This is a genomic window from Autumnicola aciditolerans (assembly GCF_041679265.1).
Classification (GTDB): Bacteria; Bacteroidota; Bacteroidia; order Flavobacteriales; family Flavobacteriaceae; genus Autumnicola.
The window spans coordinates 61,751-81,197 of the sequence record NZ_JBGFSM010000005.1 but is presented as its reverse complement, the minus strand read 5'-3'; the positions used below and the strand labels follow the sequence as shown (position 1 = coordinate 81,197).

General features: G+C 39.7%; 13 protein-coding genes and 1 other RNA gene. 6 read left to right on the top strand and 8 right to left on the bottom strand.

All coding sequences use genetic code 11. The features are described 5' to 3' along the window. Positions 1-24 precede the first annotated feature (24 nt). Entirely contained in the window at positions 25-1,314 is a 1,290-nt protein-coding gene (fahA, locus tag AB8M93_RS06510; protein ID WP_373056769.1) for a fumarylacetoacetase, read from the bottom strand. 110 nt (positions 1,315-1,424) lie between these two features. On the opposite strand from fahA, the gene glyA reads away from it, so the two are divergent. After that, positions 1,425-2,699 (top strand): serine hydroxymethyltransferase, encoded by a 1,275-nt coding sequence (glyA, locus tag AB8M93_RS06505; RefSeq protein ID WP_373056768.1) that lies wholly within the window; start codon positions 1,425-1,427, stop codon positions 2,697-2,699. Positions 2,700-2,797: 98 nt separating this feature from the next. On the opposite strand, the gene AB8M93_RS06500 is transcribed toward glyA, so the two are convergent. Both AB8M93_RS06500 and AB8M93_RS06495 read right to left on the bottom strand, forming a co-directional pair. Further along, positions 2,798-3,202 (bottom strand): acyl-CoA thioesterase, encoded by a 405-nt coding sequence (locus AB8M93_RS06500; RefSeq protein ID WP_373056767.1) that lies wholly within the window; start codon positions 3,200-3,202, stop codon positions 2,798-2,800. Then, on the bottom strand, positions 3,202-4,257 hold the full coding sequence (locus tag AB8M93_RS06495; protein ID WP_373056766.1) for a glutaminyl-peptide cyclotransferase: 1,056 nt from the start codon (positions 4,255-4,257) through the stop codon (positions 3,202-3,204). Before AB8M93_RS06495 ends, AB8M93_RS06500 begins: the two co-directional genes overlap by 1 nt. An 87-nt stretch (positions 4,258-4,344) precedes the next feature. On the opposite strand from AB8M93_RS06495, the gene ffs reads away from it, so the two are divergent. The 3 genes from ffs (at position 4,345) to fsa (ending at position 6,045) form a co-directional block, all read left to right on the top strand. After that, an RNA gene (gene ffs / locus AB8M93_RS06490) (signal recognition particle sRNA small type) lies at positions 4,345-4,443 on the top strand. A 43-nt stretch (positions 4,444-4,486) separates the two neighbouring features. Next, the gene (locus AB8M93_RS06485; protein ID WP_373056765.1) at positions 4,487-5,308 is read left to right on the top strand and encodes an SDR family oxidoreductase; all 822 of its coding nucleotides are present in this window, start codon (positions 4,487-4,489) and stop codon (positions 5,306-5,308) included. Between the two features lie 80 nt (positions 5,309-5,388). After that, on the top strand, positions 5,389-6,045 hold the full coding sequence (fsa, locus tag AB8M93_RS06480) for a fructose-6-phosphate aldolase (protein ID WP_373056764.1): 657 nt from the start codon (positions 5,389-5,391) through the stop codon (positions 6,043-6,045). Positions 6,046-6,157: 112 nt separating this feature from the next. Here the strand turns inward: fsa and AB8M93_RS06475 are convergent, their stop codons facing one another. The 3 genes from AB8M93_RS06475 to AB8M93_RS06465 form a co-directional block, all read right to left on the bottom strand. After that, positions 6,158-9,544: a PAS domain-containing protein gene (locus AB8M93_RS06475; protein WP_373056763.1), complete on the bottom strand. Its 3,387-nt coding sequence runs from the start codon at positions 9,542-9,544 to the stop codon at positions 6,158-6,160. Between the two features lie 342 nt (positions 9,545-9,886). Beyond that, positions 9,887-10,864, bottom strand: a complete 978-nt coding sequence (locus AB8M93_RS06470; protein ID WP_373056762.1) for an NAD-dependent epimerase/dehydratase family protein — start codon at positions 10,862-10,864, stop codon at positions 9,887-9,889. Continuing rightward, a complete protein-coding gene (locus AB8M93_RS06465) occupies positions 10,861-11,667 on the bottom strand; it encodes an SDR family NAD(P)-dependent oxidoreductase (RefSeq protein WP_373056761.1) in 807 nt (268 codons plus the stop codon). The genes AB8M93_RS06470 and AB8M93_RS06465 overlap by 4 nt, the downstream gene beginning before the upstream one ends. A 400-nt stretch (positions 11,668-12,067) precedes the next feature. Here AB8M93_RS06465 and serA point away from each other — a divergent pair, with 400 nt between their 5' ends. Together serA and trhA are read left to right on the top strand one after the other, a co-directional pair. Continuing rightward, positions 12,068-13,960, top strand: coding sequence for a phosphoglycerate dehydrogenase (serA, locus tag AB8M93_RS06460; RefSeq protein WP_373056760.1), 1,893 nt, complete (start codon positions 12,068-12,070; stop codon positions 13,958-13,960). A gap of 98 nt (positions 13,961-14,058) precedes the next feature. Continuing rightward, positions 14,059-14,718 carry a PAQR family membrane homeostasis protein TrhA gene (trhA, locus tag AB8M93_RS06455; protein ID WP_373056759.1) on the top strand — a complete coding sequence of 220 codons (660 nt, stop codon included), beginning with the start codon at positions 14,059-14,061 and terminating at the stop codon, positions 14,716-14,718. Positions 14,719-15,154: 436 nt separating this feature from the next. Here trhA and AB8M93_RS06450 read toward each other — a convergent pair whose 3' ends face one another. Both AB8M93_RS06450 and AB8M93_RS06445 read right to left on the bottom strand, forming a co-directional pair. Continuing rightward, a complete protein-coding gene (locus AB8M93_RS06450) occupies positions 15,155-18,184 on the bottom strand; it encodes an SbcC/MukB-like Walker B domain-containing protein (RefSeq protein ID WP_373056758.1) in 3,030 nt (1,009 codons plus the stop codon). Positions 18,185-18,186: 2 nt separating this feature from the next. After that, entirely contained in the window at positions 18,187-19,401 is a 1,215-nt protein-coding gene (locus AB8M93_RS06445; protein ID WP_373056757.1) for an exonuclease SbcCD subunit D C-terminal domain-containing protein, read from the bottom strand. Between the last annotated feature and the right edge of the window lie 46 nt (positions 19,402-19,447).

Sequence of the window (19,447 nt, the reverse complement as noted above, 5' to 3'; positions counted from 1 at the left end):
GTAAGCCGGAAAAAATACTGCTTTCTATTTCTTTTTGTGCTTAAATACAGGGAGAAGCTTGGTGCGTATTTCACCAAATCCAATCCTTCTGCCTTTGCTTTGGCAATAACCGCGCATAATCACAGTATCGTTATCTTCAATAAATTTCCGTTCGCTACCGTCCTTCAGTTTAACGGGTTCTTTGCCGCTCCAGGTAAGTTCCAGCATAGAACCATAAGATTCTTTATTTGGCCCGGAGATTGTCCCGGAGGCCATCATGTCTCCCGAATTTACAGGGCAGCCGTTTACAGTGTGGTGGGCCAGTTGCTGACTCATGTTCCAGTAAAGGTACTTAAAATTAGATTTGGTAATAGTGGTTTCTTCACTGCCTTCCGGCTGCAGGGCCACTTCAAGATTAATATCAAAGCTCTTTTTCCCTTTATATTGAAGATAAGGCAGCAATTCCTTTTCGGGCTTAGGGCTTTCTGTTCTAAAAGGCTCCAATGCATCCATGGTTACAATCCATGGCGAAATAGAAGATGCAAAATTCTTGGCCAGGAATGGTCCCAGGGGTACATATTCCCATTTTTGAATATCCCGGGCGCTCCAGTCATTAAAAACAACCATCCCAAAGATATACTCCTCCGCTTCGTCTACCGGTATAGGTTCCCCAAGGGGGTTTGCATCTGTCGTGATAAATGCCATTTCCAGTTCAAAATCAACTTTTTCTGAAGGACCAAAAACAGGGGCATCGGCACCAGCCGGCATGGTTTGCCCTTTAGGACGGTGTACCGGAATCCCGCTGGGAATAATGGAAGAGCTCCTGCCATGATATCCAACGGGGATGTGCAGCCAGTTTGGCAAAAGCGCATTGTCGGGATCGCGAAACATAGTGCCCACGTTAGTAGCATGTTCTTTGCTGGAATAAAAATCGGTATAATCCCCAACCTGAACAGGCATTTGCATTTCTATTTCATCTAAGGTGAAAAGTACGGTGGAGCGGTGATCTTTATTTTCTCTTAAAGCAGGATTTTTTTCATCAAAAATATCGGCAATACGATTTCTAACCAGTCTCCAGGTCTTTTTACCGTCAGAGATAAAGTCATTTAAAGTGTCTTGTAAAAATATATCATCAGTAAGGGGAATTCCTTCAAAATAGCCCAATTGGTGCAGTGCGCCCAGGTCTATGGCATAATCTCCTATTCTGGTCCCGATGGTGATAATGTCATCCCTTGTTAAAAAAACGCCAAAAGGGATATTCTGTATAGGAAAATCGGTGTCCTCAGGAATATCAAGCCAGGTTTTCCTCCCCGGATCGTTAGCAGTAATTGACATATAATTTCTTGGTTTTTTGTTAAAATCTAATGTACTCAAATATATTATTTTCCACTAAAGAACCGAATGTATTTGTTATTTTTGATGAATATTTAACGTAAAAAATTATAATGCAACGAGACACAGAACTTTTTAATCTAGTACAACAGGAAAAAGAACGTCAATTAAATGGTTTAGAGCTTATTGCCAGTGAAAATTTTGTTAGTGAGCAGGTGCTGGAAGCAGCAGGATCTGTACTTACCAATAAATATGCAGAGGGTTATCCCGGTAAACGATATTACGGGGGGTGCGAAGTGGTAGATAAAGTAGAGCAGCTAGCCATAGATCGTCTTAAGGAATTATTTAATGCAGACTATGCCAATGTGCAGCCACATTCCGGATCTCAGGCAAATACTGCAGTGTTTGCCACCTGCATGAAGCCAGGGGATAAATTCCTTGGTTTCGATCTTTCTCATGGTGGGCATTTAACCCACGGCTCACCTGTTAATTTCTCCGGAAAGCTTTACAATCCCGTTTTTTATGGAGTAGACAAGGAAACAGGACTTATTGATTATGATAAAGTTGCTGAAATTGCTAAAAAAGAACAACCTAAAATGATTATTGCAGGCGCTTCAGCATATTCCAGGGAAATAGATTATAAAAGATTCCGTGAAATAGCTGATAGTGTTGGTGCTATTTTGTTTGCCGATATTGCACATCCCGCGGGCCTCATTGCAAAAGGACTTTTGAGCGACCCGATTCCGCATTGCCATATAGTAACTTCTACCACCCACAAAACCCTTCGTGGCCCTAGGGGAGGTATCATTATAATGGGAAAAGATTTTGAAAACCCTTTTGGAGAAAAGCTGAAGAACGGCAAACTAAAAATGATGTCTGCAATGCTTAACAGCGGAATTTTCCCCGGCAATCAGGGTGGCCCGTTAGAGCATATTATCGCTGCAAAAGCCGTGGCTTTTGGGGAAGCGCTTACCGATGAGTTTCTGCATTATGCGGTAAGGGTTAAAAAGAATGCTGCCAGGCTGGCCGAGGCCTTTGTGGCCAAAGATTACCAGGTGATTTCCGGGGGGACAGATAACCACATGATGCTCATTGATCTTCGCAACAAAAATGTAAGCGGGAAAGAGGCTGAAGAGGCGCTGGTAAAAGCAGATATTACCGTAAATAAGAATATGGTCCCTTTTGATGATAAGTCGCCCTTTGTAACCTCCGGCATCAGGATTGGTACGGCTGCCGTTACCACGCGTGGGCTGGTTGAAGAGGATATGCCTAAAATTGTGGAATTAATAGATAAAGTTATTTCTAATATAAATGAAGAGGCAGCTTTGGAAAATGTAAAAGCAGAAGTGAATTCTTTAATGCACGGCAGGCCCCTTTTTAAGGCCTAATGGGTAAGCTGAAAAGCTTCTGCAAAATATAAAAGCCACGGATTTTTAAGGATTCGTGGCTTTATAATTAGATTTCTTCCGAAGAAGGTTTAGTACCTTTATTTTAGAAAAACCTGCTTGAGCTCTTCAGAAATTTTTGAAATTTTCTTTGTCTCTTGATTCATCAGGCACCAGGTGGTTTTTGCTTCTACAAGTAACTTCCCGGTTCTTGCGTTTTTAATGTTTACATGTCTAACAGAAGTTACATGCGTGGTATCTCCAATATAAGTTTGCAGAATTAATTCTTCATCTAAAAAAGCCTGCTGCTTATATTTTACCTGGTGTTCCACCACCACCCAAAAGAACTCTTCCTGTTGTTTTAAAGTAGATTTTTTTAACCAGTGTGCCCTGGCCACATCCTGTACCCATTGTACATATTGCACATTATTTACATGCTGCTGCTCGTCCAGGTGCTCAGGTTTTACTTGTATTTTTTGTTCAAAAACATCGGGATTTGACGCCATTATTTTTCTACAATTTCAACTTCAAAAATTTTGTCCCAGTTCTTCCCGGTAACATAGAGCTTATCGGTATCAGGATTATAAGCGATGCCATTAAGCACATCCAGCTTTGGGTGCTGGGTAACTTTCTCCCGTAGGCCTCTAAAATCTATTACTCCTTCAATAACACCATTTTCAGGATTAATAATGGCAACTCCGTCTTTCTGATAGGTATTGGCGTAAATTTTGCCATTTACCCATTCCAGTTCGTTCAGTTTAGAAGATAAGCCAAGATGATGCGCCGGCTGGATGTATGTTTCTTCAGCTAAAGTTTTGGGATCCAGAATCCAGATTTTCTCCGTGCCGTCACTTTTGTACAATTTCTCTCCATCATTGCACAAGCCCCAGCCTTCTTCACTCTGGTTATAGGCAAAGGTCCCGGTTTTCTCAAAATTGTTTAGATTGTAAACCAAACCTTCCCCTTCACGCCAGGTGAGCTGATAGATTTTGTTGTTTAATATGGTAAGGCCTTCTCCAAAATATTGGTCGTCCAGGGATATTTTATTGATTACCTCCCCGGTCTCCAGATTTACTTTTCTTAAACTGGAACTTCCATATTGCCCGGTACTCTCATACAAGGTATCATTATAAAATTCCAGGCCCTGGGTATAGGCATCCTGATCATGCGGATAAGTGTTTATAATATTATAGGTATAAGAAACCGGGGCTTTATTGCTTAATACCTTTATGGTTTTAGTGACTTCCTGTTTTTCACCTTCAGCATAAATATCTGCTTCAATTTGCTGGTTTCCCACCTTATAATCCTGAAGTTTGAAACGAGCACTCCTTCCATTGTTTTCTGCGGAAAGACGTTCGCCTTCAAAAAAGAAGGATACGGAATCAATTTCTTTGTTTTTGGAGTTTTTTAAAGAGACCTGTACCTCTTCTCCCAGTTTATATTCGGCTGCTTTTTCAGAAGTAACCAGGGAAAAACCTGAAGATTTTTTGTCGGAATTACTTCCGCAGGAAAAAGCTAAAAAAGATAAGGTAAAGAGTGCCAGTATTTTAATGTTTTTCATTTTTAAAAGCTGTAAAATATTGGTCTAAATTAACCATTTCTCATGAAAAAACACTTGCGAGAAATCTTAAAGGTTGTATATTTGCACCGGCAAGTCCCACACAACCAGCTCCTGCTGAATCCCCCAGGGCGGGAACGCAGCAAGGGTAGGCGGTCGTAGCGGTGTGATGTGGGTCGCTTGCCATTTTTTGTTTCCGCTATTCTCAATCTTTATCGCATCAATACTTCTTATGAAAACAGATGCCCTTCCAAAAAAAGTAGTGCTAATTACCGGCGGATCTTCAGGGATTGGAAAATCTATAGCTGAATATCTTCAGAAGCGGAATTTCATGGTCTACGCCACCAGCCGGAATCCCGGTAAAATTCCCTCAAGTCTTGTTCCTTTAGTAGCTTTAGACGTTACCAGGAAAGAAAGTATTGCCAAAGCCATAGCTGAAGTACTGCAAAAGGAAGGTAAAATAGATATTCTTATAAACAATGCCGGAGTGGGCATTACCGGCCCTTTAGAAGAAACTCCTGAAGAAGAAATTCAGAAAGCATTTGAAACCAATTATTTTGGACCACTAAATTTGATAAAAGCGGTGTTGCCTTCTATGCGGAAAAACAAGGGGGGCCTTATTATTAATATTACCTCCATTGCCGGGTATATGGGGCTGCCTTATCGCGGAATATATTCTGCTACTAAAGGAGCTTTGGAAATTACTACTGAAGCTTTTAGGATGGAGCTAAAAGATTTCAATATAAAAATGACCAATATTGCTCCTGGTGATTTTGCGACCAATATTGCCGCAGGAAGATACCATGCCCCGGTGCGGGAGGAAAGTCCTTATAAAGTACCCTATGGGAATACTTTAAAGCTGATGAACCAGCATGTGGATGCAGGCAAGGATCCAGAATTAATGGCGAAGGCGGTTTTTAAAGTTATTCAGGAAAAAGATCCTAAAGGGCATTATAAAGTAGGCGAACAGCTTCAGAAAATTTCTATCGCGCTTAAAAGAATTTTACCAGATAAAGTTTATGAGAAGATGCTTTTAAAATTTTATAAATTGTAAATTTGTGAAATTCCGATTTTTCTCAATCTTTTGGGAAATAATGAGTTGAAACTTAAACCAATTTAAAACTAAGATTTAATATGAAATTTTTTATTGATACTGCCAACCTGGATCAGATTAGAGAAGCTGAGGAATTAGGTGTTTTGGATGGCGTAACCACCAATCCTTCCCTAATGGCCAAAGAAGGCATTACAGGAAAAGAAAATATACTTGAGCATTATAAAAAAATCTGTGAAATTGCCACCGGAGATGTAAGCGCAGAGGTAATCGCGACAGATTTTGACGAAATTGTAAAAGAAGGAGAAGAGCTTGCTGCTTTACATGATAGGATAATTGTAAAAGTTCCTATGATTAAGGAAGGGGTGAAGGCTATTAAATATTTTAGTGATAAAGGAATTAAAACCAATTGTACCCTGGTATTTTCAGCCGGGCAGGCGTTGCTTGCTGCAAAAGCAGGAGCAACTTATGTTTCTCCATTTATTGGCAGGCTGGACGATATTTCTACTGATGGCCTAAACCTTATAGGAGAAATTAGGCTTATTTATGATAATTATGGTTTTGAGACAGAAATTCTTGCTGCTTCCATAAGACATACCATGCATGTTATAGATTGTGCTAAAATTGGAGCAGATGTAATGACGGGGCCCCTATCAGCAATCGAAGGTTTGTTAAAACATCCTTTAACCGATATTGGCCTGGAGAAATTTCTGGCCGATCATAAGAAAGGGAATCAATAATTTCCTTCGGAAAAATTTTAAAAGGTTGTCTGCGGGCAGCCTTTTTTTATACGTTCAAATTAAAATACTTCCGTACTTTCCTATTCCTAAAATTTACCTTTTTCAGGTCCCTTCAACAAAGTGATTCCGTTTTTGAAATTACCTGCCGGATCACATCATCCAATTCTTCTGCAGATTGTGACAGGTAATCTAAAAATTCATTCTGTTCCTTTCCGGTGTTAATCTCGGGGAGCAAATTTATAAGGCTTAAGATACGAGAAAGGGGTGCTCGAACCTTATGGGATTGCATCCAGGTAATTTCCTTAAGCAGTTTATTTTGTTGCTGTATTTCCTGGATCATTAGCCTGGAGCGGGTAACGTCCCTGGCTGCTCCAACCACTCTCACCGCTTTTTTATTTTCATCACGCACAATAAATGCTTTATCAGAAACAAAAGCAATGTCCCCGTTGGCTTTGTAAAACCGATAGTGCATTTTCCATTTTTTACGGGATTTGCTTTTCAAGGCTTGCGAAATGGAAGTTTTTACCGCTTCACGATCTTCCGGGTGAACGTTTTTAAACCAAAAATCCTGGAGGGTGGTAGCAGCGCAGTTTTTATATCCAAAAATCTTCTGGTAACTTTTACTCCTGTTCACCTTATCTGTAGCAAGATCCCAATCCCAAATCATTTCTTCAGTAGCTTTCATAGCTATCTTGTACCGCTCGTTGCTGACTTTTACCTGGAGATCTTTTTCTTTTTTTTCTGTAATATCCTGGATAATTCCTTCCAGCATTAATGGTTTTCCCTCTGCATTGGTAACCATTTTAATCCTTTGAAAAACCCATTTTACCTTTCCCCTGGAGGTCAAAATGCGGTGTTCAAAATCTTTAAATTGGTTTGGAGGCAAGGTGGCTTTTAAAAGCTCGCGGTCTTGTGGATGAAATGCCCTGGTGACATTCTCCATAGAGGGCACAAAGGTTTTAGGAGAACGTTCAAAAATTTTATAGGTGGTCTTAGACCATTCTGAAATATTATCTTCTATATTACGGTACCAGTAGCCCAATTTGGCAATACTTTGGGCATATTCCAACTTTTCTGTACTTTCCTGTAACTGCAGTGCTGCATGTTTGGAGGCTGTAATATCTTTTCCTACGGCATACACCAGATTCTCTTCCTTTACCGCGGCGGTTGTCCACGAAATCCATACTGCTTTTCCATTTTTATGAAGAAAACGTGCCTCAAAATTAAAATCTGCATCTTGCTCTCGTAATGCAATAAGATCAGATTTGGTATTATCTAGATCTTCCGGATAAATAAAATCCATAACAGATTTTTGCACCACTTCTTCAGCAGTATAACCTAAAACCGTATGAACGGCAGGATTTATTCGTAATAGCTTACCGCTCCAGTTACCAATACATAATATTTCTCTGGAAAGATTAAAAAAATTGGCAAGTTCTTCATCTTTTTTCTTGTGCAAAATACTTAAGGCAATGTCTTCATTAATTGCCTGTAGCACTTCTGAAGTTCTTGTGCTACAGTATTTTGTAGCAGTGTAAAAGAAACACAGTACACCAATAATTTCACCTGAAGAAATAAGGGGTATGCCATTGGCCGATGAAAAACCAGGATTTTTTCCGATGCTTTTATCCAGTTCCTGGGCATTCCAGAAAAGCGAATTTTCTGAAATTAGTTTGCCATACAAGCTTTTATTAAGTATCGAATTTTTGCTGTAATCTTTATTTTCCATGTATAGCTTCCCGGCATTAGAGGTAGCCATTCGCGCGGCATTGTGTATTTCTTCCCCGTTGCTGGAAGTAAGCCAAAGCTCTCCTGCATCAGCTCCATTATACCTGCATAAAAACTGCAACATTTGCATGAAACCTTCCCCGGGATGTTTACAGCATTGTAATTCTGTTTTAATCCCGTTGAGCAATTTGCCCTGTTCCTGCCGGTTTTCTTCTTCAGTGATATCCTGCAAGGCACCCACAAGGCGAACTGCTCTTCCTTTGTTATCCCTTATTATATACGCACGGTTGGATACGATTGCAACAGAATGATCTGCTCTTAAATACCTGTATTTTTCTTTCCAAACCTGGCATTCTGTTGCATTAACTGCTTGCTTTAAAGAATGGATAACCCTATCGAAATCTTCCGGGTAAATTCTGGTGTAATTTTTCGCATCATTTAAATCATAACAACGGGTGGTGGTTTTATATCCAAAGATATGCCTATACCCTTCGCCCCATTCAAGTTTATTATTGATTAGGTCCAGGTCCCAAAGTGCATCGTTAGTGGCTTTTTTTGCCAGGCGAAATTGTTCATTTGCTTTTGCAAGCTCTTCTTTTTGAAGAAACTCTCTGGTGATATCCCTGGAGTTAATCACATATCCTTTTACCGCAGGATCATCTGTTAAATTAGTGGCAATACATTCCAGCCACTTCCATTGATTATTTTTAGCACGAAACCTAAAAGGGAGCGGGCGAACCTGTTTCGTTTTCTGGAGTTCAAGAAAGCCCGCATAAATACGTTCTTTATCCTTCGGATGGATAAAATTAAAAGCATTCTCATCTATTAATTCTGAAGGGGATATTCCCAGAATTCTCCTGTTACTTTCGCTGGCGAATATAAAATTTGCGTCTTTATCTACAATAGAGATCAGATCTGATCCTTCCTGAACCAGCGCCTGGTAGCGCCGGTTATTTTCTTCAATTTCCTGGTCCTGCCTTATCTTATTAGTAATATCTACAATTACTCCATCTATGTATAATAATTCTCCTTTGGAGGAATATACTCCCGTACCTTGTTCTTCTACCCAGGTGAGTGTACCATCTGCCCGCTGAAGCCGGTATTTTATTCTGAAAAAATTTTTTTGCTGAATTTGATCCAGTGCCTGGTAAGTAATTTCAAGATCTTCAGGAAAAATAATGCTGGAGAAGCTTCTTTTCTCGTTTTTAAGGAAATCTGAGGCAGGATAGCCGGTCAACTCTTTAACCTTAGGGCTCAGGAAGGTCATGGTCCAGTGTTCATCAACTTTACACCTGTAAGCTACCCCGGGAAGGCTGTTAATAAGATTATCCAGGTAATTCTTCGCCTTTTTCCCTTCAGTTTGTTCTTGCAAATCCCGCGTTTTATCCTCGATACTCATGAGGATCATGAAAGCATCGCTGCCTTCAACCGGTATTTTTTTAAGTTCTATTTCATAGGAATTCCTACGCACCTTAGCCTGCTTTCCTTCCGCCACAGAAGTACAGGATAATTTCGAGGGCCCGGCTTCTTTTTCCAAATTTTGAAGCGTGTCTATTAGAAGAGTGCTATTTTGGCGTAAACAGGGAAATTGAAGCATTACCTTTTCACTGAATAAATTTGCACCATGGAGCTGCGATTCTTCTAGCCTTAGAAGCCCTGAAAATTTTTCATTTAAAAGTGAGATATGGTAATCCTTATCTGCCTTCCGCTCCAGGACAACCGATGCTAGCGGAAACATCCTGAAAATGGTTCGCAATTCTTCAATATTCATATAATCCAATTGCGGTATTAGCGTTAGATCCCGGCCGCAAACTTACGGCAAAGCAATTTTATATTTTTTTTAACAAGATATAAAAATTTGATTTTTTCGCAATGTACTTTATCGGAATTTTTGGTCTCTTATTCCATAGAAGAAATAGCTTTCCCTATGTGCAGTTTAACTAATATAGCATTTGTATTGCTTTTATATTTTTAATGTAATTGATAATGTGTAAGTTAAAACTTTAAAATTTTACCTGCTCCAGGTAAAATTCTTCTATTTGATAAGTAATTTAAAGCCTGAAGAGCAAAAAAAATTTTTCTTTCTTGAAAGAAAATTCTTCTATGGAAGATCCTAGAGTTTTCCATTTCCTTTAAACCATATGATAGCATCATCTACGGCAGTGTCTATAGAATGATAGTGCACTCCCAGCTGCACTTTGGATTTACTATTCGAATAAAAATTAGAAAGGCATAAAATTTTCATATTAACAGAAGATAGAGAGGTCTTAATCTTAAAGTACCTTAGCATATCCCCAAGATATCCTGCTGCCAAAAGGGCAAATTTTGGAACCTGTAGCATCAAAAGATTTTTCCTGTTGCTTTTTTCCCGGAGCAGCTTAAAGAAGTCTTTGTAGCTTATATTTTCGTTTGCCAGGAGATAGGCTTCCCCGGGTTTTGCCTTTTCCAGCGATTTTAAAATCCCGTAAGCCACATCCCGAACATCCACAAAATTTTTACCACCGGGAGGATAAAAAACAAAGCGTTTATTAAAGCCCATTAAGATAATCTGTCCTGAACTTGGTTTACCGTCATAAGGCCCAATCATAAAGGTAGGATTAATAAAGTTAATATTGATTTTACCGGAATAGGAGCGCAGCATTTTTTCTGCTTCCATTTTACTGCTGGCATAAAATGCTTTTGTGAACGGAGATTTTGCCGGTGTATCTTCTGTTCCGGGATTTTCTAAAGTTCCATAGCCCATACTGTTGGCAGAACTCACATAAATAAATTTTTTTACTTGCCTGGCAACGGCTGCTCTAATGATATTTTCTGAACCCTCTACATTAACTTTTCTGTAAATCCGGTAATGGGGGATATCCTGGGCTGTGAGGGCTGCAATATGAACAACGGCATCGCAATCTTGCAAAGCCTGCTCCACTTTTGCATAATCAAAGAGATCTGCTTCAACCAATTCAAGAGAAGGATGTGGAGCTAAAAGAAATTTTTCTTTGTTTCTAATAAGTCCTTTTACAAAATGGCCACTTTCCAGAAATAGCTTAATGGTATTGGTGGCAAGTAAGCCGTTTGCGCCGGTAATTAGAATTTTCATTGTTCCGCTCTTTCCATTTCTTTTTTGGCGTTATTGCTAAGAATTGCCGATTTAATAGAGACAGGCAATACATGCAGGAGGAACCATCCCAGCCGGTGCGGCCAGTTAAGTTTAATCACTTTTTTTCTGCGGAATAGCTGTTTGAGAGATATTTTAGCAATTTCAGAAGGAGGAATTAGAAGCAGCTTTGCTCCCATTCCCTGGGTTTCAATTCTGGAAGAAACATCTCCGTTTGTTTTCATGGGTCCCGGGTTTAATACGCTAAAAGAAATGGGCCTGCCTGAAAATTCGCTTTGAAGGCTTCGGGTAAAGCTGTACACGAATGCTTTTGAAGCGGGGTACACCGTTTTATAGGCAATAGGACACCATGCCGCCATGCTGGAAACATTTAAAACATAGGCAGGTTCATTTTTCAGCAAGGCCGGAAGAAGCTGATGCGTAATAAGGGCAGTGGCTTTCACGTTAAGGTCCAGCATTTTTTCTATATAATCTGCATTAACTTCTAAAAAGCGTTTATTCCCTCCAAACCCCACATTATTTATAAGAATGTCAATTTCATAATTGTCATTTATCCATGAAGTTAATTCCATTACATTGGTGGTTATGGTAAGGTCTGTCTCCCGATAATGCACCAGGCATCCCATTTGTTCAATTTGTTCAGCAAGTTGTGCCAGGCCTTCTCCCGGCAGGCTGGTAAGGATTAAATTGTTTTCTTTTTTTGCCAACTCAAGTGCAAAAGCTTTTCCAAGTCCCTGGCTGGCCCCGGTAACTACTGCATAAATAGGATGGTTGCTACTATTCATTATTTGGTGAGGTTGTTTTTGGTGTAAAATGAGTATACAATTAAAATTAAAGAATGGCGCATGGTTATTCCTTAAAAATTCCATAAAACAAGAAGTAGTAGCTACTTTACATAAATTTAGGATCTTTAAAAATACGCGGCTTTATTCTTTCAAATTCTCAGATAGTTCAAAGAATTTCCGGAATTTCTAATCTTGAACTTAAAAAATTTAAATTTAAAGCTGTCTTTTCTTTAACAGAAACGGCACATTGGCTTTAGGAAATAAATTCTTTTGAATAAAAATCGGCTTCTGTTATTGAAAATATAAAAGCTGCAGATATAATTTTTTGAGACCTTTAATAATGAGTTAAAAATCTTAGTTTTGATACTAAATTTTAAACCCGGAAGACACTTTTTTCAGCATGAAAACCAAGACCAATTATGTGATAGATTTTGACAGCACGTTTACGCAGGTAGAAGCCCTGGATGTGCTGGGAGAAATTTCCCTGGAAAACGATAAAAACAGAGACCAGCTTTTGGATGATCTAAAGTCACTAACAGACCGTGGAATGGAAGGCGGCCTTGCCTTTAGGGATTCCCTGAAGCAGCGACTTGATTTACTTAAAGCTGAAAAAAGCCACCTGGCCCCTCTTATTGATAAATTAAAAGGCAAGGTCTCCTCTTCTTTTGTGCGCAACGAAGAATTCTTTCAAGATAACCGGGACCATATTTACATTATTAGCAATGGATTTAAAGAATTTATTGTGCCTATTGTTTCTGAATATGGCATAAAGCCAGAAAATGTTTTTGCCAATACCTTTATTTTTGATAAATCCGGAAAAATTACCGGCTTTGATACCAGCAATGTACTTTCCTCGAACAACGGCAAAGTTGCGCAACTAAAGGCACTGGACCTCAAAGGGGATGTTTTTGTAATTGGAGACGGTTATACCGATTATGAGATTAAAGCTGCGGGGTTGGCCAATAAATTCTATGCCTTTACTGAAAATGTGGAAAGAGACAGTGTGCTTCAAAAAGCCGATCATATTACTCCAAGTTTAGACGAATTTTTATACCTCCATAAAATGAACAAAGCGATTTCTTATCCAAAAAACAGGATTAAAGTATTACTTCTTGAAAATGTGCATGAAGATGCCGTGGCCATTATGAAAAATGAAGGCTATAACGTCTCCACTTATGGAGGAGGATTGGATGAAGATGAACTTGCCGAAAGAATAAAAGATGTTTCTGTTCTTGGAATCCGCTCTAAAACACAACTTACTAAAAAAGTGCTGGACAATGCACAGCGCCTTATAGCGGTTGGGGCTTTTTGTATTGGGACTAACCAGATAGATTTGGAAGAATGCCTTAAAAAAGGAGTGGCTGTTTTTAATGCGCCCTACAGCAATACCCGCTCTGTGGTGGAACTGGCTATTGGGGAAATTATTTTGCTAATGCGCAACCTGCCAGATCGTATAGCCGAAATGCACCAGGGCAAATGGAATAAATCTGCTAAAGGAAGCCACGAGGTAAGAGGTAAAAAATTGGGAATTATAGGTTATGGCAACATTGGATCCCAGCTGTCTGTAGTGGCAGAAGCTATAGGATTTGATGTATATTATTATGATCTGGTGGAAAAACTTGCCCTGGGAAATGCCACTAAATGCAACAGCTTGCAGGAGCTTTTGGAAACCGCAGATATTGTAACACTTCATGTAGACGGAAGAAAGGAGAATAAAAACCTGATAGGCGAGGAGCAGTTCCGGCAAATGAAAGAGGATTCTTATTTTCTCAACTTAAGCAGGGGACAGGTGGTAGATGTAGCCGCCCTTAGCAGGCATATTGCTTCCGGAAAAATAAAAGGAGCCGGGGTGGATGTGTTTCCGAAAGAACCAAAAACAAATGAAGAGTCTTTTGAATCTGAACTATGTGGACTCCCAAATGTAATATTAACCCCGCATATTGGAGGAAGTACCCAGGAAGCCCAGGAAAATATCGGGAATTTTGTACCAGGAAAAATAATAGAATATATTAATACCGGGGGAACCACCAATTCGGTTAATTTCCCCAACCTACAATTACCAACCCTGGAAAATGCCCACAGGCTAATTCATATTCACCATAACAAACCCGGAATTATCGCTCATATAAACCGGATTTTGGCAGATAACGATATTAATATTGTTGGCCAACATCTAAAAACCAATGAAACCATTGGCTATGTAATCACAGATATTGATAAAGCCTATGATGCTGAAGTAATTCAGGAACTAAAACAAATACAGGGCACCATAAAATTCAGGGTACTTTATTAGCAGACGATAAGTGTACAAATCCTGAAGTCAAATTTTTGTTAAAAATTTTGAATTAAGCAGTTCTTTTGTAGTCTTTTATAAAAAGAAACAGGAGAAAAATGGTCAAATTCAACCCACAGAATTCTTATCCGCCTTTTGAGGAAAAGCTGAATATTATTTCCCATGGCTTCGGCTTTGGACTTAGTATTCTTGGCCTTGTTCTTTTAATTCTGCGCGCCAATGATTATGGGGAAATGATACACCTTATAAGCATCCTTATTTTTGGCGCAAGCATGGTCCTGCTTTATGCTGCTTCTACATTTTACCATAGTGCCAGGGGCAAAAAGCTACGGTACAGGCTAAATATTCTCGACCATTCTTCAATTTACGTACTTATTGCAGGTACTTACACGCCATTCGCGCTGGTTACACTCAATAATACCATAGTGGGATGGATTATATTTGGAGTGATATGGGGAATGGCGCTGCTGGGGATAATCCTGAAACTTTTCTATACCGGCAGGTACCAGACTCTTTCTACCATAATGTATGTGGTGATGGGATGGATTGTTGTGTTTGCGGTAAAACCCCTTGTACAGAATTTAAGCTTTAACGGGCTGTTATGGCTTTTGGCCGGCGGTGTATCCTACACCATAGGAGCGGTTTTATTCAGTTTGGACAGGATAAAATTTAATCATGCAATTTTTCATATTTTCGTGCTTTTTGGCACCTTTTGCCATTTCCTTTCCATTTATTATTACGTGCTTCCTTCGGGGTAACAACAGGAGCTTCTTATATCTCCAAATGGTTTAGTGTAGACTGGAAAATGTATAATGTAGATTGTCAATTGTGGACTGAGTAATGTAGATCGTATAGTATAGATTGAAATCTGTAGGCTACGCCACCTCCAAAAGCCAGGTTTAATGATGCTTACCCTTAACTCAACCCACAACTCACAACCCCAAACTTCTAACTACGCACTCTGAACTCTGATGAACTCCACACTCCTAACTTTTTTCTCCCTTAGATTTCGCTGATTTCCGCAGAAAAAACATCCACAAACTCCCAACTCAAAACCCCAAACTCACAACTCACAACTTTTATTTCTCCCTCAGATTTTGCTGATTTCCGCAGAAAAAACATCCACAAACTCATAACTCATAACTCATAACTCCCAACTCACAACTCCGAACTTCGAACTCACAACTCCAACCTCTACCCTCTAACTTCCAAACTACTATATCCCTGGCCGTTCCTTTTTAACTGAATTTGTGTGGCAATACGTTCCTTTAAGGAGTCTACATGACTAATAATACCTATGGTTTTTGAAGATTCGGCCTGCAGTTTCTCTAAGGTATCTAAGGTCTGGTCCAGCGTTTCAGGATCCAGAGTGCCAAAACCTTCATCAATAAAGAGGCTGTTAATTTCCACATTTTTAGAGGCAAGGTCAGAGAGTGCCAGGGCCATGCTAAGGCTCAGGATAAAAGTTTCGCCGCCGGAAAGCGTTTTTACTGAACGTCTTTGCCCGCCCATATGTTCATCTATCGCCACAAGGCCATCATCTTCATCTTCTGCGGGTTTATCTATACTGTAGCGGTCGCTCAAGTCTTTAAGCCGCACGTTTGCAAGGCGCAGGAGTTGCGCCAGGCTGAGGTCCTGGGCAAAATCATTAAAATTTTTGCCCCGGGAATCGCCTATAAGTTCGTTTAGCAGTCGCCATCTCCTCGTCTTTTTCTCCTTTTCGGCAATTTGGGTTTGTAGATAGGAAAGGCGCTCCAGGTTTTCATCATGATTTTTAAGCAGTCGGTGAATTTCCTTGCATTCATCGCTTATATTTTTGAATTTCTCCTTTTTTTCCTCCAGTTCTGTGTGCAGCATAGAATTTTCTTTTTTCACATCCATTTTCTTTGCCGTTTCCAGCTGGGAATGCAACAGTTTTAAGGTGGCTGCCAAATGATCTATTTGCTGCTGGAGGCTGGCCTTTTGAGTGCGCAAGGCATTACATTCTGCCTCGGGCATCAAAGCAGCAAATGCTTCAGCAGTATTTGTGAAGCCTTTATCAGCTATTTTGGAGGCTAAATTATTTTGTAACTTCTCCTTTAAAGCCATTTTTTCTTCAGAAGACTTAGATATTTCCTTTGCCCGCTCCCCGAAATTTTTCTGCTCTGCACGTAAATTTATCCAGGTGTTTTGCAGTTGCTGAAAATCCCTCTGGATGTTGTCCCCGGAATACAATTGCAATAATTGGTCTTTAAGCTGCTTTCCCTCTTCCAGTATTTCCTGGAGATTTTTTAGAAGCGGAATACTCGCGGCGACCGATTTTAATTGCTTCTGCGTTTGCAGGTAATCTTGCAGAACGTCCAATTGCTGCTCTATAGAATTACAGGATTTTTCCCACCCGGCATAATTTTCTAATTTTGGAAGTGTAGCGTATTTTTCAGAAAATTTTGCCTCTTGCTCATTTGCTACTTTTTCCAGCTTCCGTGAATTTTCATTCAATTCCTTTAGCTGTTCTCTACTATTGTTAAAATTAAGGCTATAGGCACTCAATTTTTGATTCCATTCCTGTAGCAGGGCCTCAGTTTCTTTTATCTGCCTGTCCTGTGCAGGATCTTTTTCCGGCAGACCTTCCGCAAAGGGATGGTGCGTAGCACCACATAAAGGACACGCTTCTCCTTCCTTTAAATTATGGCGGTGCTCTTTGAGGCTGGCTCTTAACAGTTGGTTTTCTTTCTTTAAGTTTAGGTTTTCAAGCTTGCTTTTATAAAGTATTACCTGTTTTTCTGCATCTTTTATTTCCGCAGGCAGAGTTTGCAATTGGGGCTGTAATTTCTCTTTTTCGATCTTCAGCTTTTCCTTTTCTTCGGAAGTTTTTTCAATGCTGAAAAAATCACGGGTGGCTTCCCTGGTAAGTCTTAATTTATGCTGAAGTTGTTCCTTTAGTATTGCGGGTTTTTCCAGGTCTAAGCCAGAAAGGGATCCCTTTAAATCCTCCGACTTCCTGAAAAGTTTATGCTGAAGCTCCTTTAATTCCGTTTCATTTTCCTGGAGGTTTTGCTCATTCAGCTGAAAGGGCAAATCTTTAGTTTCTGAAATAAATTCTGACCTCCTGATCTTGTATTGGTTTTGCCGGTTTTGTTTTTTGCTTTCAATCTCCAGTACTTTATTCCTGAACAATTGAAGTTTTTGCTCCAGGTCTTCCGCAGCAACCTCTTCGTTTATAAAAGTTGAAACGCTACTTTGGAGCTTTTCTATTTCCGCGGAATTTTCGGCAGCTCTTTTCTGGTTATTGCTGAATTCGTTCTCCAGCTTTTCTATTTCATTTTTCAACAGTTTCCACGACCTTAATTCATCTGAAAAATCCTGCACTTTTTCATGCTGTTTTAAAGGGAAACCATGCTCTTTTTCAAAAGTTTTAAGCTGTTCATCTGCTCTGTATTTTTGCTTCTCTAGCCGCTGGATTTCCTGCTTTTGTTTTTCAATATGTTCTTTAAGTTCTATTGCTTTTTGTAAAGTGCCAATTTCCTTTTGAAAGTTTTCACAAACCAGGGTTTTCTGCTCAAACTGAGAAGAATGCTCTTTATGTATTTTTTCTTCCAGCAGGTTTTGCCGGATGATCCTTATTTCCTGTTGCTGTGCCTCAATATCCCGGGTTACCTCCCGGTTTTTTTCAAAGGCCTTTATGCCTAATTGCCGGTATATTCCGGTGCCGGTAATTTTTTCCAGCAATTCTCCTCTTTCCTCTTTTTTAGCGCGTAAAAATTGGGCAAATTCTCCCTGAGCCAATAAAACAGATTTAATAAACTGGTCATAATTAAGGCCGATAAGGGATTCATTTTTTGCCGGGACATCAGATTTTTTGAGATCCAGGAGGGTATTTTGTGTTATATTGGCAATTTGCATTTCATAATCCCGTAAATTATTATTCCGGTTAGTAGAAATGCTCCATTGGGAAGCATATATTCCGCTTTTGCATTCGTAGGTCACCCTGGTATATGCCTCTTTTTGATTGCGGGTAAGAATGGCACCTTTAGAAATAATTTCTCCTTTTGTAATTTTTCCCAACCTTGGCACCTGGTTAAAAAGTGCCAGTGAAATCACATCTAGAATAGTACTTTTCCCACTGCCCGTAGGTCCGGTAATGGCAAAAAGCGAACTCGCAGTAAAAGGGGCCGCCGTAAAATCTATAAGATGAGTCCCCTTTAAGGAATTAATATTTTGAAATTCTATTTTTAAAATTTTCATTTTTAAGCATTTTCACTTTGGTGAACTTCTTGTAAAAGTTCATTGAATGCAGCCTTTAGTTCTTCCTGTGTTTCAACATCATATTTCTGCTTTTCAATAAGCTGTGAAAAAATGTCTTTTGGAGTAAGATCTTCCAACGGTTGCGAATTTTTGTACAATTCGGTTGCTCCTTTAATTTGCTGCAGGAAAGTGGCACGGTGTTTTACAATTTCATATCCTGCTGCATGAAAATTGGAAATAAGTTCATCCAGTTCAAAAATTTTCCGTGCGTTATAGAGATTTTCTTTTAATTCTACTTCAATTAATGAATCGAGTTCAAATGGTTCTTCAAGAGAACTAAGTTTAAGCCTGAGTTCTTCAATAGTGCCGCTAATTTTCAGCAGTTTTCTAAAGGCAGGAACAGGAATATTCGCCGGGATCCAGCCGTTTTTGGTATCCAGTAATAACAGCCTTTTTTCATCTTTTCTTTCACTAAAGGAAAGCGGGATGGGAGAACCACTATAAAATACTGGTACCGCAGCAGAGATTCTTTGAGGCTTATGAATATGTCCAAGGGCTATATATTTAAAATAACTTCCAAATTGCAGCGCATTAAAAGCAGCCTGATTCCCTATTTGTATATCCCGCTCACTGTCTGAAGTTTCAGATCCCGCGGCAAACAAATGTCCCATGGCAAGAGCGGGAACGCCGGGATAATTCTTTTTACAAATTTCAGCAGCTTCCCTGAAGGTATTTAGGATTCCTTTGCGGATTGCTTCCAGGCGGTCTTCATAAGTAGAACCTTCAGTGGCGTTGCGCAGGTCTGAGTCTCTTAAAAATGGAATAGCAGCTATAACCACCTCGGTTTTGCCATTTCTTTTAAGGGGAACAATGCAATCTTCCAAATTGGGCGGCAGGCCTCCAATGACATGCATCTCAAGTTCCCGCAAAATCTCTTTTGGGGCATCAAGCATAGCCGGGGAGTCGTGATTTCCACCGGTTAAAATAATTACGCAGTCCAGTTTACGCAGCTGCATTAGCGCTTTGTAGTATTGTTTTCTGGCTTCTGAAGAAGGATTGGCAAGGTCAAAAATGTCACCGGAAACCAGCAGCACATCCACCTTGTTCGTACTTATACAGGTACACAGCCATTTTATGAATAAATCAAAATCGGCATAAAGATCATGTTTATGTAATTTTTTACCAATGTGCCAGTCGGCCGTATGAAGGATTTTCATGGGTTCTTTCTGTAATTACTGCAGGAAAATTCTGAAGTGGAAAGAT